This window comes from Pseudomonas sp. BF-RE-25 (assembly GCF_019956105.1).
Lineage (GTDB): Bacteria > Pseudomonadota > Gammaproteobacteria > Pseudomonadales > Pseudomonadaceae > Aquipseudomonas > Aquipseudomonas migulae.
This window is the reverse complement of record NZ_JAHBDB010000034.1, coordinates 12,113-26,715: the sequence shown is the minus strand read 5'-3', so window position 1 is coordinate 26,715 and position 14,603 is coordinate 12,113. Positions and strand designations below refer to the sequence as shown.

The 14,603-nt window shown below is 53.2% G+C and carries 16 protein-coding genes and 2 pseudogenes; 6 read left to right on the top strand and 12 right to left on the bottom strand.

Features of this window, described 5'->3' with window-relative positions:
- Positions 1–35 precede the first annotated feature (35 nt).
- Entirely contained in the window at positions 36–356 is a 321-nt protein-coding gene (locus tag KGB24_RS17120; protein ID WP_008035544.1) for an isochorismate lyase, read from the top strand.
- Between the two features lie 310 nt (positions 357–666).
- On the top strand, positions 667–1,035 hold the full coding sequence (locus KGB24_RS17115; protein ID WP_223415359.1) for a DUF6632 domain-containing protein: 369 nt from the start codon (positions 667–669) through the stop codon (positions 1,033–1,035).
- Positions 1,036–1,359: 324 nt separating this feature from the next.
- On the opposite strand, the pseudogene KGB24_RS17110 reads toward KGB24_RS17115, so the two are convergent.
- The 5 genes and pseudogenes from KGB24_RS17110 to KGB24_RS17090 form a co-directional block, all read right to left on the bottom strand.
- Positions 1,360–1,431: pseudogene (locus KGB24_RS17110) on the bottom strand (lytic transglycosylase domain-containing protein); the annotation flags it as partial.
- An 87-nt stretch (positions 1,432–1,518) separates the two neighbouring features.
- Positions 1,519–2,325 (bottom strand): hypothetical protein, encoded by an 807-nt coding sequence (locus tag KGB24_RS17105; RefSeq protein WP_223415358.1) that lies wholly within the window; start codon positions 2,323–2,325, stop codon positions 1,519–1,521.
- Between the two features lie 283 nt (positions 2,326–2,608).
- Complete coding sequence (locus KGB24_RS17100; RefSeq protein WP_223415357.1) at positions 2,609–3,418, bottom strand: NYN domain-containing protein; 810 nt, start codon at positions 3,416–3,418, stop codon at positions 2,609–2,611.
- 312 nt (positions 3,419–3,730) lie between these two features.
- Positions 3,731–3,922: a hypothetical protein gene (locus KGB24_RS17095; protein ID WP_008035538.1), complete on the bottom strand. Its 192-nt coding sequence runs from the start codon at positions 3,920–3,922 to the stop codon at positions 3,731–3,733.
- 154 nt (positions 3,923–4,076) lie between these two features.
- Positions 4,077–4,211 (bottom strand): annotated as a pseudogene (locus KGB24_RS17090) (IS5/IS1182 family transposase); the annotation flags it as partial.
- A 1,084-nt stretch (positions 4,212–5,295) separates the two neighbouring features.
- Here KGB24_RS17090 and KGB24_RS17085 point away from each other — a divergent pair.
- The gene (locus tag KGB24_RS17085; protein ID WP_223415356.1) at positions 5,296–5,817 is read left to right on the top strand and encodes a hypothetical protein; all 522 of its coding nucleotides are present in this window, start codon (positions 5,296–5,298) and stop codon (positions 5,815–5,817) included.
- 211 nt (positions 5,818–6,028) lie between these two features.
- Here the strand turns inward: KGB24_RS17085 and KGB24_RS17080 are convergent, their stop codons facing one another.
- The 3 genes from KGB24_RS17080 to KGB24_RS17070 form a co-directional block, all read right to left on the bottom strand.
- Positions 6,029–6,622: an Sbal_3080 family lipoprotein gene (locus KGB24_RS17080; protein ID WP_008035534.1), complete on the bottom strand. Its 594-nt coding sequence runs from the start codon at positions 6,620–6,622 to the stop codon at positions 6,029–6,031.
- 174 nt (positions 6,623–6,796) lie between these two features.
- Positions 6,797–7,024, bottom strand: coding sequence for an OST-HTH/LOTUS domain-containing protein (locus tag KGB24_RS17075; protein ID WP_223415385.1), 228 nt, complete (start codon positions 7,022–7,024; stop codon positions 6,797–6,799).
- A 12-nt stretch (positions 7,025–7,036) separates the two neighbouring features.
- Positions 7,037–7,660 (bottom strand): hypothetical protein, encoded by a 624-nt coding sequence (locus KGB24_RS17070; RefSeq protein WP_223415355.1) that lies wholly within the window; start codon positions 7,658–7,660, stop codon positions 7,037–7,039.
- Positions 7,661–7,953: 293 nt separating this feature from the next.
- Here KGB24_RS17070 and KGB24_RS17065 point away from each other — a divergent pair, with 293 nt between their 5' ends.
- Complete coding sequence (locus KGB24_RS17065; RefSeq protein ID WP_223415354.1) at positions 7,954–8,577, top strand: glutathione S-transferase family protein; 624 nt, start codon at positions 7,954–7,956, stop codon at positions 8,575–8,577.
- Positions 8,578–8,973: 396 nt separating this feature from the next.
- Positions 8,974–9,495, top strand: a complete 522-nt coding sequence (locus tag KGB24_RS17060; RefSeq protein ID WP_317851195.1) for a hypothetical protein — start codon at positions 8,974–8,976, stop codon at positions 9,493–9,495.
- Between the two features lie 341 nt (positions 9,496–9,836).
- Here the strand turns inward: KGB24_RS17060 and KGB24_RS17055 are convergent, their stop codons facing one another.
- Positions 9,837–10,478, bottom strand: a complete 642-nt coding sequence (locus KGB24_RS17055) for an FMN-dependent NADH-azoreductase (protein WP_223415352.1) — start codon at positions 10,476–10,478, stop codon at positions 9,837–9,839.
- Between the two features lie 96 nt (positions 10,479–10,574).
- Between KGB24_RS17055 and KGB24_RS17050 the strand changes: the two genes are divergently transcribed.
- Entirely contained in the window at positions 10,575–11,429 is an 855-nt protein-coding gene (locus KGB24_RS17050) for a LysR family transcriptional regulator (RefSeq protein ID WP_223415351.1), read from the top strand.
- A gap of 157 nt (positions 11,430–11,586) precedes the next feature.
- Here KGB24_RS17050 and KGB24_RS17045 read toward each other — a convergent pair whose 3' ends face one another.
- The 3 genes from KGB24_RS17045 to KGB24_RS17035 form a co-directional block, all read right to left on the bottom strand.
- Positions 11,587–11,985, bottom strand: coding sequence for a hypothetical protein (locus KGB24_RS17045; protein WP_223415350.1), 399 nt, complete (start codon positions 11,983–11,985; stop codon positions 11,587–11,589).
- A 661-nt stretch (positions 11,986–12,646) separates the two neighbouring features.
- Complete coding sequence (locus tag KGB24_RS17040) at positions 12,647–13,645, bottom strand: NADP-dependent oxidoreductase (protein WP_223415349.1); 999 nt, start codon at positions 13,643–13,645, stop codon at positions 12,647–12,649.
- Between the two features lie 77 nt (positions 13,646–13,722).
- A complete protein-coding gene (locus KGB24_RS17035; protein ID WP_223415348.1) occupies positions 13,723–14,592 on the bottom strand; it encodes an alpha/beta fold hydrolase in 870 nt (289 codons plus the stop codon).
- Between the last annotated feature and the right edge of the window lie 11 nt (positions 14,593–14,603).

The following is a 14,603-nucleotide window of genomic DNA, read 5'->3' as shown; positions in this document are numbered from 1 at the left end:
GGCCCACGAATTTTTCAGCAAACGGAGTCACCTACGTGGACGTCATCAATCAGTTACAACCCGAAGAGTGTGCAGGCATGGAGGATATTCGACGCGAAATCGATGCCCTTGATCAGGTTGTTATCAAACTGTTGGGCAAGCGTTTTCACTATGTACTGGCTGCTTCGAAGTACAAGACCTCAGTGACTTCGGTGCATGCTCCGGAGCGCTTCAAGGCCATGTTGGCGACACGACGCGAGTGGGCCGAGGCTGAGGGCCTGAGCCCGGATGCAATCGAGAAGATGTTCAGTGACCTGGTGAACCACTTCATTGCAGAAGAGATGAAACACTGGGCGGCGCATCAATCCCACACCTGACTTTAGTGTCCAAACTGTCCGCCATGGGGCGTCAACCACCCTTCCTGTCAGCTGCAATCGGCCAGAAGCAGCCGGTGGACGGAGCGATAGCAAATGAGTGGCTATGCTTGGTCTACTGCCGGAACTGATTGAGCAGATTGGGCTTTCCGTCCATGGTGTATAAACCCCTTCAGCGGTCACCCGACTGTCACAATGCCCGGCCTGGTCAGGGATAGACGACAGAAAAAGGAATGTTTTCCACCAAGCCCGTGAAGGCGTTATCACCCCACTTGGGGTCTATTTAGAGTTAGGCCCAAAGAGGAAGTCCGCCATGACTGTAGTCGATCGCCTCAGGTGTTTGCGCGTCGTTCTAGTTTTGGCTGGCCTCGCGTGCCTTGCTCTCTACCCACTTATGTTGTCCTGGCCGTCCGGCTGGGCCTGGCACATCGGTCACTCGGACTACCCGATGATGATCGTTGGTATCTACGCCACACTTGGCGTGTTCTTGATCCTGGCCGCACGCGATCCATTAGCCAATCTGAGCCTAATCTGGTTCACCGTGTGGTCTAGCGCCGTACACGGAGGAATCATGACCGTCCAGGCGGTCACCCAGCCGGGACAAATGGGGCACTTGGCAGGTGACGTGCCGGCGCTCTTCATCGTGGCGTTTGCCTTGGCCATCTTGACGCCCCGCTCGTAATTGACTGCTAGACCCCGATCACACAATGGGGCCTAAGAGCAGGTTTGACTGTCAGGATCGAGACTAGAGTCGCGTTTCTACGCAAAATTTTGGTCTGCAGATCAACCAACGCCGACAGATTTTACGTAGCAACGCAGCCTTCAAGACTGTGTCCACGCTTTTTCACAGAAAAAAGGGGGCAGAATTATTTCTGAAAAAATAAATCTGTCCCCTTTAAGCGCTTTACAGCGCTTTACGGTCTTTACGCACCTTTACGCAGTGCGCAGCGTTATGCGCCGTAGAGCGGCCAGCGTATTACCTTTCCGGGTTATGCGCCCTACAGGACTAACGATGGTTGCAATAGCGTTCGGTCAAGGACTGCACGCGGGTGACGTAGGATTGCGTCTCGGCGTAGGGAGCCCCCCGTTTCGCTCGACCACGATGGGGAATGGGGGGCGGATCTATTTTGAGCGCAGTAAATAAATCCCCCCCCATTATTCGTAATTATATCTTGTCCTCTAGCTTGGCCGCTTGAGGCACGGTGACCAGACTCTCTAATTTTTCTTTCAATTCATTCTTGGGTATCGCTTCGGACACTTTACTTACGATAGGGTGTGTTTTTAATCTAATTTCTCCAGTCACCTTTGCTAGCCTGAGGGCAATTGCCACAATCAGCGAAAGCGTTGACAGAATCTTAAGAAAAAGGAGATAGCTTTTATATGTGCTGGCAATTTTTCTAATATCCTGAATTGATTGCGCCTGATTTTCATATTCAGTAAATGCTTGTTTAAAATTCTTCACCTTTGCAGCAAGAACCTGGCTTTTTATTTTTCCAGTATCTACGTTTACTATTTCAAAATGCATAAAAATACTCGGATCTACTACAGTGCTTCTGGGTTTGGTAGGACGAATTATTTGAAACGTTTTGCAAGCATCCGCTAGCTCGGCACCTAAATTATTGGAATCTTCATCATTGTCCGCGGGAGGTGTTTGCAGGCAAATTGACGAACCGCTTAGCTCCGACGCGGCAATATTTAGATTCTGAGCATCAAGGCGACCGAAGCTTTCTTCCATGCTTAAGCTAGCCATTTTAGAATCCAAGCCAATCTGAATGAATTGGAGCATTAGCCCCATCGAGCCTATAGCTATCCAGACATAGTCGACTTTTTTCCAGCCAATATCATCCAGCCGCCTTAGATACGTACGGCTTCCAGAAACGTATAGCCAACAAAACAAGATATAAAGGCCCAAAATGCCTAATATCACGAAGAGTGTATAACCAATCATTTCGCAAACTAACGAAAAATCCATATCACACCTTTTCCTGTAGAAATAAACAGTCCTTTTTCGGCCGCGATATTGATAGCTTGAGCTCAATAAGTCCTTCGCATTAAAAAGTACAATCGAACTTTGCATTTGGACGTGGTTTTCACCGAGCAATAGGGTTGCGGTGGAGGACCAGCCCTGACATGGGGTGTTCTGCGGGGACGGCGGGCGTTCAATCGTTGGCACGGAAAGTAGACCTACTTTGGTACAAAGCAGCTATTGTCGACCGGTTGAATCCACAGCCAAAAGCGGACGTTGGTGGCAGGTGCTACGAGTTTGGCTGTCGGTGCCGGGCATAGAGTATTGAACCGCTCACTCCCGACGTTCCTCTCATTTGCAGTTCAAAAATATTCGGATACCCCTTGATCAACTCACTGAGTTTTTTATAACCATGGGTGCGGGGATCGAATTCAGGTCTCAATTTGCTGATGTTGGTGCCCAGCGCACCCAAGTGAGCCCAGCCGTCCTCGTCGGCAATGTCATCCAGGATCTTTGCAATGAAACTTACGGGTGCCTTGGGTAGCTTCTTTACCTCTAGGGTACTGGCGACTTTGACGGCCTGGATTGCGGCGGATGACTCGGGATCGGGTCGATCATGCCCATTGCTCGAAGCAACAAGCGCTTCACTGCGCAGCAATTCGGTATAGATGAACTTGTCGCAGGCTGACACAAACGGTCTTGGGGTTTTTTCTTCACCAAACCCGTAGACGGTCAAACCTTCTTCACGTAGCCGCGAAGCGAGGCGTGTGAAGTCACTGTCGCTCGAAACCAGGCAGAAGCCGTTGAAGCGTCGGGTGTACAGCAGGTCCATTGCGTCGATGATCAAGGCGCTGTCTGTTGCGTTCTTACCTTTGGTATACGCGAACTGTTGGATGGGCTGAATCGAATGGTCGAGTAGCACCTTTTTCCATCCACCCAACTGAGGACCAGTCCAGTCGCCATAGATCCGCTTGACGTTGGCGACGCCATACTTGGCGATCTCTTCGAACAAACCTTCAACAATTGCTGCGGGGGCATTGTCGGCGTCGATCAACACTGCCAAATGTTTTTGGGTGGGAGTGGGAGCGTGGATGGCCATGGGTCGTCCTTGAGTTGAGGGCTCCAACATACCGTTAAATCACGGATGAACAAAGGGGCCACGGCTTCGCGCTAGTGTGATGTTCGCGAAATAACTCTCTCCATACGTGCACTAGACTTCAGGTGCCATTCCTACCTTGGAGAACTCCTGGTGAGCGCCCTGAAAATTACGCACCGGCGAACACACGATGTAATGGAAGCTCAGGTACGTGGGTAAGTTATTTTGAAAACAGCATGATCGGGATGTCGGAGTATCGAATTCTGCACTAATACTGGAAATCAGCATGCGACATGCATTATGAGTACCTTAATATTAGGATCTAGCGATAAACATCCAGACGAAGAAAATAAGCTCTAGTACAACCAGAACGGCCAGCGCCTTATTAAAAAATTTGAATGCTTCACCTATAGGCTTTCCTGTGGCCTTTCTGTAATCGACAAATGAGTGGGTCGCGAATGCTAGTGCCGGTATAAAACCTAACAAGAACCACGCAAAATCAGCCATTAGCGACACTCCTCAACCTTTCTTTACGGAAGCTCAGATCAACTTGCAAGGCACCTGCCACGAGTTGAAAGTCCCATGACGTTCAGCGCCAAGTTGTCGCGAAAGCATCCTATTCTCGGGCTTTCAGCTCATTTCTATGCGCTACACGCGCAACTCACCCATACCCATCAGCCATCCACAGGTTGGACACGGCGAACAGAGTGGCCAACTGAGCGGTGTTCTTCATCACTCCACGATAGCGTACCTTCAGATAACCGAACTGGCGCTTGATCACCCGAAGCGCGACCTCCCCGGTACGTTTGGAACGCAGAGGGAGAGGAAATCTTGAGCAAGATCCGGTGAGCACACGATGTGATGGAGGCGAAGGTGCGTGGGTAAGTTATTTCGAAAACAGCACACTATAGTGCGTGTTTACCAACGGCTACGAGTTTGCGGTAATGTGCAAAACGGGACCGGTTAAACAATGACTTTCAATCGACCGACAGCGGTCGGTAGTCAGAGGCTGCTTTGGGTCGGTTGCGTCCTTCGCGACAGACGACATTCGACCCATTGCTGCCGGTGGCGACAGGCAGCAATCGAAAGACTTCATTCGTCACGCTACCTGGAAGCATCACGCAAGAGATGACGGCCCTGGCCGCATAACCCTAACCCTAACCCCAACCCCGTGATCACCGAGTGACTCATCCTGCCCGAGGTCGGGGTGATTGGATTCTTGAGATCGGCCTGTATGACGTCAGCGGCGATCTAGTCGTCGTAGTCACGGAGGCTGCGATGTTCAATGCGTGTCAGTTGAATGAATCTTAGGATGTCTGTGACAGCGTTCTCGGAGCTACACACAATCGATGGGAGTACGGGCTATTTCAAGCAGGGACTAGCAAGGATTAAAGCGCCAGGACTCAGGAATGCAATCGGGTGAGTAGTCCTCTTCGGCTTCTAAACAAAAGATGCAGTGATAGCATTTTGATCTAAGAGTTTTTACTTCACCCGACGCGCCTAGTCTACGCTCGCATTATTGTTACTTCGTCAGGGGCAGAGTCGAGTGGCGTTCATTTTGGCGCGATTGTAGATAAGGACGGAGGTACAGTCGCCGACGCTGTCAGCGTGTCCAATGATGCGATCGAAGATTAAAGGCTTGGTCTTTTATATAAAATCAGGATTTTGAAAAATAAAGTTAGGGTGATGGGGTAGGATATTCAGCTGTCACTTTTGGTGTCAGTTGCAGCTGAAGTAAAATCTGATAGCGGAAGGGTGATTGATTGTGTGCTAATTCCTCTTGGTCGCCATGTTTCTGGAAGTGTGAGGGGTCGATAGCTATGAGGTTTTATTTTCTGATTGCGTTAGTGTTAACTACTTTGTCGGTATGGGGTAGGGTTGTGACTGAAAGTCAGCAAGTGAATTATTTTTTGGTGGACGGTGTGAAGTATTGTTTAAATTCAGATTTGATGTCGAAAGGAGTTAGTTCTAAAGATGGGGATCAGGCGGTTTTTATCAATGGTGTAAATGTCGTTGGTAGTAATATTGGGAAGGTTAAGGTGTTTGTTGATCGCAATGATATTGGCAAGAATGACCCAGGCAGGTCTGCTTTCGAATTCATCAAAAGTTGGGGTGGGACCTTGGAGGTGGTAGAAGCGACGAATGATTTCGTGGTATATCGCTCTGATGAGGTTGCCCGCAAGAAAGAATGGATTTTTAAAGACTTGCGTGATGATGAATATTTTTACTATGACTGTATATTTCAGCTTACCTGCTCTATTAATGGGACTTATGAAGGGGGAATTGGATTGCGAGTGGATTTTAATCCTGGCGAGAAAGTACTTTCTAATAAAGAAGTTTTGGGGGTTTATCGGGCGATTAAACAAATAGTCTTCGGGGCTTTCGCGAACCACCAATGTTGAGCTCATCGCTAAAGTAGGTTTGTTGAAAATGCTACTGCCAAACTCTGCAGCAGATCTTTGGCGTCTTCTTCGAGTAAATCCTCGGTAAATGCTGCAGCGGCAAGTCTTCTGATTCTTGTATGAATTTGGGAATGACTGCTTATGGCCGATTTCTGCCTTCCACGACCGGCTGAAATCGACCCTCAACTGCCTGTCAGGACCGGTACGGAGCCTACTCAGCCATGATCAGCTTGTAGCGCTTCTGGTACTCATCATAAGGGAGGCCCTGTTGTTCAAGCTGTTTGAGCTGTCGCTGTTGGTACGCGTCTTTAGTCATGAGCGCGGCACCGGTCCCGGAATTTGACTCCTTAGCTCCCTTCAAGCCTGCGGCACCGTTTGGAAACAGCTGATTGGTCAGCTCTGTGATTTTTTTCTCAGCATTAATGAATTTATCAATGACCCGGCCGCCCCCCCAACGCGAGTCATATTCAGCTTGGCCCACCTGCTGGCCGTACTGATAAACGCGGATATCTGCATAGCTCATGTAAATAGCTAAGTCCCACGACCAGGTACCGATATAAGTCGTTGAAAGAGGACAGCTGGACGGGCTACTGCCTGGCGGAAGCCGACGCGTATGGAATCCTTTGTTTTTGAGCAGGTTTTCATAGGCAGTGTTGAATCCTTCTCGCAGTCCTTCGGCGGGGATCAGACAGATCTCTGGCGTCATCTCGGAAGACAGCTCAGCAGGCGTCACGGTTTGCTTGATGCTGCAGCCAGATGCCAAAAAAGTTGCTGCCAGGATGATCGGGATATAAAGAGTGCGCATGGCGACCTCCGTGTCATGAATGAGCCTCGGAAGGTATCACGGGTCTTTCCGGTCAAGCTGAGTTGTTTGTGGTTGTGCGTTCACGACCCATAGCGGCCCTTCGCGGAGGGCAACTAACGGTCAGAAGCAGTCACTCAGTGCGTTTACAAAAGGAGGGACGATTCAATTTCACATTCAACTGACCTTGCTGCGATACCAGACGGCAGTACGTTCATTATCAGCCTGGAATTTTCGTATTTCGAACTGCCGTGATTCGTGCAGGACATGCCTCCAGCTGCTGCAACCGTAGCGCTTGGGCGTCTGTTCGGGATAGGTACCACCAATCCAGCGAATGGATGCTTCCAGTCGGGTCCAGCCACCTTCGGCAAGCTTCGTTTCTGCTTCACGTAAACAGCAGCAAATCCCACTGCCAGGTCAATCGACTGAGCCATCCACCCGGATACCGTCGAGCGCATCTTCAAATGCTTGGCTCTGTATAAACGAAGCCATTTTAGCTCGTGCCTCAATCATGTTTTTGGCCCAACGTTGCAGATTCAGACAATGCCGATTGATGGTTTCGTAGCTTTCCTCCAGAAAACCATCCGCCGCCTGGCAGCCCGATTCAGACCAGAGATCGAAACGCTCAATGAATTGGTGAACCAGGCTATTGCGCAGGTCAACCATCTCCTTGAGATCGGCCTTCATAGCCTCGTAGTCCTCGGCTGTCATTTCCAACTGGTGTCGATGCCTGAGCCAGATCTGGTCACCGACATAGGCTTCAGTCTGTGACTCTTCTTCATTTGGGTGCGGCGGGGTCAGAAAGCTTTCGGTCAACATCCCCATCAACGTACCTATCGTCATTTTCTTTGCACATTTGACCTTATGGCGACGGATCTCAGAAATCTGATCTACAAGACCGGTCAGTTCGCAATGCACGACAATGGCTTTCAGCTGCCGTTCGTATTGTTGCAAGCGCAACAGACAGCGTCCGAGCTTGCGCTGCACTATGTGTTGAGTAGCAGGTACATCATCCGAGGGCACGGTAGTGACTTCATCCATGATTAACGACTCAGGCATAAGTGGTAGGACTGGAGCGTTCACCGCAATACGCTTGCCCTGCCAGGAAGGCTTGCAACGCGTAAATCGGACGCCTATCAAGCTCAGTGTAGGTTGAGTCAATCCGTTCGGACTATTTCAAAAGAATTAGTCGATATCTGCGTCTGTGCAGGCTTTCATCGAACAAAACCGAGACGTCTATGCGTGACGACTCGCAGCGTCGGCCTGGCTTGTGTGACAGTCGGTGCGCTTTAGCGGATGACTGAAATGAGCCCGCAAGGAGGAAGAAATACGTCATGAACGCCCTACTGGAATTACACGGTGCGCCCACAGGCAATTGCATCCGGGCAGCCATTGCCCTCGAAGAAGCGGGGCTGGCGTACACGGTTCGACTGGTGGATCTTTCAAAAGGCCAGCAAACAGGGGCGGACCATCGCTCCCTGAATCCGGCTGGAAAAGTCCCGGTATTGGTCGAACGAAAGGGCGCTGAGCCTGCCTTTGTGCTCACTCAGTCGAACGCGATCATTTTCTACGCTGCCGAAACGGCTCCAGAACGGCTCTTGCCCATTGCCGCTGGCCACAGAGCTACGGTGTATGAGCGATTCTTCTTCTTTTTGACCGATGTCATCGCACCGGGCCATTCGGCGTTTTTCCTTCGCGGCCAAGGGCTCAACGACGGCTCTGCGCGGCTGGTCGAGCGCATGTTTTCGTCAATTGAGTTGGCTGAGCAGTTCGTCAGTGCTGATGCTTATATGGCGGGAAGCTGTTTCTCCATCGCGGATATCGCGGCCTACAGCATCATGTCGTCAGTGGAGGCAGATATCCCGTGGGATCGCTTGCCCAAGCTTCGCCGCTGGTACGAAAGGGTAGGTGTTCGACCCAGTGTGGTCAGGGGATTTCAGGCATTCAGCTCGCGGTAAACTGTTGGCGTCCGGAAGTTTTAGAGGCTTTTTGCTCAACGCATGCTTCAGTCCTGATATTCGTTTGTTGAACTCGGGCTGACAGCACCTATCTAAAAATGTGGGGTAACGTCCCACACAAAGATGCTGACTGGCTCTCAGGGATCGTGCGGAAACCGCAGTTGCTGGTTAATGCTGCAGATTTATGGCCGTGCCGGTTGGCTGGCCGCTCCAATGGGCGGCCGGGAACTCACTGGATATTGCGTTCGATAGGGACATGACTGCGCAACTCCAAGCGGAGGTGCATCATGCTGATCAAGAAATGTTTGTTGGCTCTGGCAATTGGCGGGGTCCTGTCGGCATCGACTGTTCTAGTGCCTGATTACATCAGTAGTTTCTCCAGCGTGTATGCCAAAGATGGCGGCAGCGGTGGTGGTGGCGGTAACAGCGGAGGCGGTGGTGGTCACGGTGGCGGCGGCGGTGGCTCCGGTAGTGGAGGCTCCGGAGGCAGTGGTCACGGTGGCAGCGGCCATGGAGATGGTGGTGGTCATGGTGCAACAGGCCATGACGGTGATGGTCATGGTGGTGTTGCCGGGAACAGAGGCTCAGGCAACGCGCATGACAACGATGCCGCAGATGCAGCCAGAGACGCTGCCAGAAACGATGCAAATGCAGCCAGAGATGCTGCCAGAGCTGATGCAGATGCAGCCCGCGATTCTGCAAGGGCTACTGCAAATGCGGCCAGAGACGCCGCCAGAGCTGAGGCGGATGCAGCCAGGGATGCTGCAAAAGCTGCTGGCATACCAGGCGCAGATGCAGCCAGAGATGCTGCCCGGGCCGCTGCCGATGCAGCCAGGGACGCCGCCAAAGCAGAAGCCGATGCAGCCAGAGATGCTGCCCGGGCTGCTGCAGATGCGGCGAGGGACGCTGCCAAGGTAGAGGCAAACGCAGCCAGAGAGGCTGCCAAAGTTGAAGCGAGGGACGCCAGAGAGGATGTGGCGGACGCCCCGGACGCCCCGGACGCCCCAGACGCGCCGGATATCGACGCGGTTGAGGTACAAAACTAGGCCTGCACGTTCTGCAATGAACACGGCAGGCATACCCGTAGCAAACGTCCGAGAATTTGAAGGACGTATTGGCAATTAATCGCAAGCCCCGAAGCGTCACGGGGCTTGCAACTTCTTTTGACCGATTTCTGCCGGCGTTCATCGGCAGCATTGGGTCGAAAACAGCCTCTGGCTCTCATGCCTGAGGGGGCGCCTGTACCTTATAAATACCCGTCAGCGACAAAGAGTATCTGCCAATCCTCTGGCCTGCTGAGTCGCAGCCTCACGTGCATCAAGATCCACGTCTTCCCCCAGGATGGTCTTCTCCACAATTACCGAATGCACATCGGTCACGCCGATGAATTGCAGCCAGGCTTCCACGTAGGGCTTCTGGAAGTCGAAGCGTTCCGCCGGTGTGATCGACTGCGCTGAAAAATCCAGGCCTCGGGCGTACGCCACTACGGCGATTTTGTTGTGCAGCATCCCTTCCAGACCGCGTTCCGGATCGAAGCTGAACAGGATGTCTTTCTGCGATACCAGGTCGATGAAGTGCTTGAGCTTGTACGGGATGCTGAAATTCCAAAGCGGTACGGACATCACGAGTACATCCGCGTGATGCAGGTGCGCAGCCAGGTCCTTCAAGGTGTTCCAGGCCTCCTGTTGCGCTGGGCTCAAGGCAGTGCCGTTGAGTCCTGCGTATTTGGCTTCCATTGCCAGCTCATCGAATTCCGGCAACGCCATGTTCCAGAGGTCGAGGGTGATGATGTCGGTGTCCGGGGTGTTTTCTCGATAACGCGCAATGAAGCTGCGGGCGACTTCAAGGGACGCCGAGCGCTGCTTGCGTGGAGAGCATTCAATATGGAGCAGAGTAGTCATGGCACGCCTCGAGTGGTGGGGTAGGGAGGCATTGCAACATAGTTATATTTGAAATATAAATCGTAAATTACTAGTCGATTAATCACGTAAAAAACTATGTTCGATTCGCTGCTACTCAAAACATTTGTCGCTGTGGTCGACGAAGAAGGCTTCAGCCGTGCAGCGCAAAAGCTGCACCTGACTCAGTCTGCGGTCAGCGGCCATGTGCGGCGATTGGAAGAACAGATTGGTAAACCCCTGTTGACGCGTACCACCCGTTCCCAGCAACTGACGCCCGATGGCGAGCGCTTGCTCTCTTATGCGCGCACGATCCTTGTGCTGAACCGTGATGCCTGGGCGGAACTGACGCGTACGCCATTTCACGGGCGGCTGCGGATCGGAATATCCGAGGATTTTGTCGAGTCCCGACTACTGCGCGCTTTTCAGGATTTCGCGGCGCAGTACCCTGGGATGGAGATCGACGTGCAGGTGAGCATTCCCGGTACGTTGCTGGCGCTGATGAAGCAAGGGCATCTGGAGTTGGTCATCGGCTCACTGTGCGAAACCAGCGATGCGGGGAAATTGTTGTGGCAAGAGCCGCTGGTGTGGGCCTGGTCGGCGCAACCCGTCACCCGGTTACCGACGCCGTTGCCGCTGGCCCTGTTCCCCGAGCCGTGCCCTTATCGCGAGGTTGCGTTGAAGCGACTTGCTCAGGCGGGGATCGCCCAACGCACGGCGATGTTATGCAGCAGCACGGCCGGGTTGCGGGCGGCGGCGCTTGCAGGCTTCGCTGTTGCGCCCATGACACTCAGTCAGTTGGGGCAAGGGTTGGTGGTTCTTGGGGCTGAACAAGGGTTACCGGAGTTGCCGGATGCAGAGTTTCGGCTGTTTACCTCGCCTGAAGCGGATCAGGCGATGGTGGCGGCGGTTACTCAGCTCATCGTGGAGTATTGCTCCACGCGCAGGGCTTAACGGTCATTTCAAAGGCCAGGTATTGAATGCGCCTGGTCGATGACCTTCATTGGTTGCGGACGCTCAGACTTCGTTTGGGAAGCACTGAGCGAACATCCGATTCATACCTCGTCGAGGTTTTCAGCCTGATTTCTACAGCCTGGTGTTACAGGCAGATTTAACGACGATAGTAGCGGCGATCGTCCTCGTAGCGGTGCCGCATGGACCGATCCTGATGACGCTCCCAATAACGATGGCGTTCGGCATCCCGGCGGGCTTGCTCTCTACGCCACTGTTCTCTACGCCAATCGTCTCGGCGCCAATTGTCTCTACGATCATGCCAACGGTCGTCATGCCAGTATCGGTCATCATGGGCAAGCAACGGCCCTGGCTGGTTGCCGGCCATACTGGCCACGGTCGGCCAAGGGCTGCCCGCAGCCTGGGCCGGCGCCTGAACGGCCGCCACTTCAGTTGCGAAAACAGGGGTTGAGGTCTTCATCTGTGTTGCTGATGCCGAGCCCACTGCCGCGAACGCGAACAGGCCGAAGAGCACCATCCGTAGGTCATGGAATTTCATGAGCGAAGACAACCTCTGAATTGACATGTTGATGTGTAGCCATCTGGCTGCGGGAAGCCTGCGGGTAGCGCTTACCGAGCGAATGTGCCTGTCCACATAGACCTGTAAATAGGGAAAAGTTCTAGGACGCCGCTGTTTAAATAGCCGGCGGTCTCACTGTTCGACCCCTTTTTGAAGTTTGCTTTGTCCATGCCCGCTTCTGGCCGTTTTCTGCTCTGCGTGAAGTGCAGCAATAGATCATGCTTAGATGTTGGGGGGGGTAAAAAATAGTACTGGTTGCGACGGTCGATGCAGCAGGAGCTTCAGGGTATTGGCCAGGTCAATAGCGGCCCTGTATCGGAAATGCCGAGCAGCGCAGCAGGCCCAATCCTACCTGGTGCGCGGTTGAGTTTCTGAGTGTCCGCTTTTGCAAACTTGCCATTCGTCACGAGCTCGTGGCGAAGTCAGCATTGTTTCAATTGAAGAGTGACATGACCCCTTACTCGTTACTGCTCAAGCATCAAGCTACGCCAAATGATCATAGGCTTTTCTACAGGTGCGACTTCCGGTTGCAACTGCTCCTGTGTGTGTCTGTTGTGCGGTGGCGGCTCCTCTGGTTCAGGCGCTGGAGTCTGATACTTGGCGGCATGCACGTTATCTACTGACATTTTTTGTAGTGCGCTTATTTGATTGTTACGGTGACTTTGCCTTTTGATCTGCCCTGCTCGACGTACCGCAACGCCTCTGCAGTCGATTCAAAAGGGAAGGAACGATCGATGACCGGTTTGATGACGCCAGCCTCGATAAGCGAGGTGATTTTTTGCAGTTGTGTCCCGTTGGCACGCATAAACAAAAATACATAGCTCACCCCATGTTTGCGGGCTTTTCTGCGAATACCGCTGCTCAGCAGGCGCATGACTTGCCCCAGCACCCAGGACAAGCCTTGCTCTTGGGCAAATTGCGCGGTCGGCGGCCCCGAAAGGGAAATGAGTTGTCCACCAGGCTTGAGAACCTTGATCGATTTCTTCAGTACATCGGCGCCGAGGCTGTTCAACACCACGTCGAAATCGCGTAACTCGTTTGCAAAATCCTGATGTTTGTAATCGATGACCACATCCGCCCCGAGTGCTTTCACCCATTCGACATTCGCCGTGCTGGTGGTGGTCGCAACGAAGGCGCCGAGGTGTTTGGCGAGCTGGATGGCAAGCGTGCCGACACCGCCGGATCCGGCATGAATCAACACCTTCTGGCCTTTTTTCACATGGGCGGTCTCAATCAGCGCCTGCCAGGCCGTCAAGACGGCCAAGGGGATGGAAGCCGCTTCGGCCATGTCGAGATTCGAGGGTTTCAGCGCGAGCGCGTTTTCGTTCACGGCGATCAGTTCAGCAAACGTCCCGATCCGTGCCTCGGGAGGACGTGCATAGACTTCGTCTCCTGGCTTGAATCGCTTCACCGCCGAACCCGTGCGAACGACCACTCCGGCCAGGTCATTGCCCAATACCAATGGAAATGTATAGGGCAGGATCAGTTTGAATTCCCCCGTTTTGATCTTCGAGTCCAACGGGTTCACGCTCGTTGCATGCACCTGGATCAGAACGTCATGCACACCGACGGCAGGGTCGGGCACTTCGCCAATCATTCCGTTCTGCTTGCCGTAGCGGTCGATAAAAAATGCCTTCATGTTGCAGCTGCTCTTGTTGGTGGAATGAGAATGGGGCGCGGCCCCGACAACGTTGATGCGATTAGATATGCAGGCTGTCAGGAGTCGAGGAACGCCAAAGCCTTGGCCACGAAATCGGTATGGTGCTGAAAAATGCTGCCGTGCCCGGCATCCGGGTAAATGATCAGTTGCGCGTTGGGGATTCGCTTTGCCAGATCAATCGAGTTCACGGTGGGCACCATGATGTCGTTGTCCCCGTTGGCTATCAGGGTCAGCATCGGCAGGCGACTGAGATCTTGCGGCGCTTGCTTGCCCCACGCAGTAATGGCTTTGAACTGCCGCAAAAATGCGCCGGGTGTCGGGCCTTTGCTCCGGTTTTGCTGGCGTTCTTTCAAACGTTGCAAATACTCGGACGCGGCACGTTGGCCGTTGGCCGTGGTAGTAAAGAACAGGTAGAACTTGGGGTCTCGCAGCGTCAGCAAACCTTTGATCATCAATGGCCAGGTCACCGAACCGACCCTGTCGATGCCTGTGCCACCGGCCGGTCCGGTTCCGGTGAGGATCAATCTGCGCACTCGTTCGGGGGCTTTCAGAGCGATGTCTTGAGCGACGAAGCCGCCGAGTGAAAAGCCAAGCAGGTCAACCTTGTCAAAACCCAGCGCACGAATCAGGCCGATTGCATCGTCAGCCATCTCACCGACGGTCAATGGCGCGGCGCCCCCCGAGCCACCGATACCGCGGTAATCAGTCGTGATGACACGCCGGTTTTGTGCCAGGCCGTCGATGATCCTGGGGTCAAAGTTATCCAACACTGCCCCCCAATGGTTGAGCATGACCAGCGGGACCTCCGTCCTGGGTCCCAGGTCACGATAGGCGAAGGGTATCCCGCCAATCAGAACCGACTGGTTCGCCGCGCTGATAAATGACGACTGCGAACCCGGGTGATTACGTGTCGCTATAAGGGTCATGTTTACTCCGT

Bases quoted from the DNA above. Each gene is read 5' to 3' on its own strand.
- KGB24_RS17065 (WP_223415354.1), top strand. From the start codon at position 7,954: ATGAACGCCCTACTGGAATTACACGGTGCGCCCACAGGCAATTGCATC.
- KGB24_RS17040 (WP_223415349.1), bottom strand. From the start codon at position 13,645: ATGAAGGCATTTTTTATCGACCGCTACGGCAAGCAGAACGGAATGATT.
- KGB24_RS17060 (WP_317851195.1), top strand. From the start codon at position 8,974: ATGGCGGCAGCGGTGGTGGTGGCGGTAACAGCGGAGGCGGTGGTGGTC.
- KGB24_RS17055 (WP_223415352.1), bottom strand. From the start codon at position 10,478: ATGACTACTCTGCTCCATATTGAATGCTCTCCACGCAAGCAGCGCTCG.
- KGB24_RS17115 (WP_223415359.1), top strand. From the start codon at position 667: ATGACTGTAGTCGATCGCCTCAGGTGTTTGCGCGTCGTTCTAGTTTTG.
- KGB24_RS17105 (WP_223415358.1), bottom strand. From the start codon at position 2,325: ATGGATTTTTCGTTAGTTTGCGAAATGATTGGTTATACACTCTTCGTG.
- KGB24_RS17050 (WP_223415351.1), top strand. From the start codon at position 10,575: ATGTTCGATTCGCTGCTACTCAAAACATTTGTCGCTGTGGTCGACGAA.
- KGB24_RS17100 (WP_223415357.1), bottom strand. From the start codon at position 3,418: ATGGCCATCCACGCTCCCACTCCCACCCAAAAACATTTGGCAGTGTTG.
- KGB24_RS17095 (WP_008035538.1), bottom strand. From the start codon at position 3,922: ATGGCTGATTTTGCGTGGTTCTTGTTAGGTTTTATACCGGCACTAGCA.
- KGB24_RS17035 (WP_223415348.1), bottom strand. From the start codon at position 14,592: ATGACCCTTATAGCGACACGTAATCACCCGGGTTCGCAGTCGTCATTT.
- KGB24_RS17070 (WP_223415355.1), bottom strand. From the start codon at position 7,660: ATGGATGAAGTCACTACCGTGCCCTCGGATGATGTACCTGCTACTCAA.
- KGB24_RS17080 (WP_008035534.1), bottom strand. From the start codon at position 6,622: ATGCGCACTCTTTATATCCCGATCATCCTGGCAGCAACTTTTTTGGCA.
- KGB24_RS17045 (WP_223415350.1), bottom strand. From the start codon at position 11,985: ATGAAATTCCATGACCTACGGATGGTGCTCTTCGGCCTGTTCGCGTTC.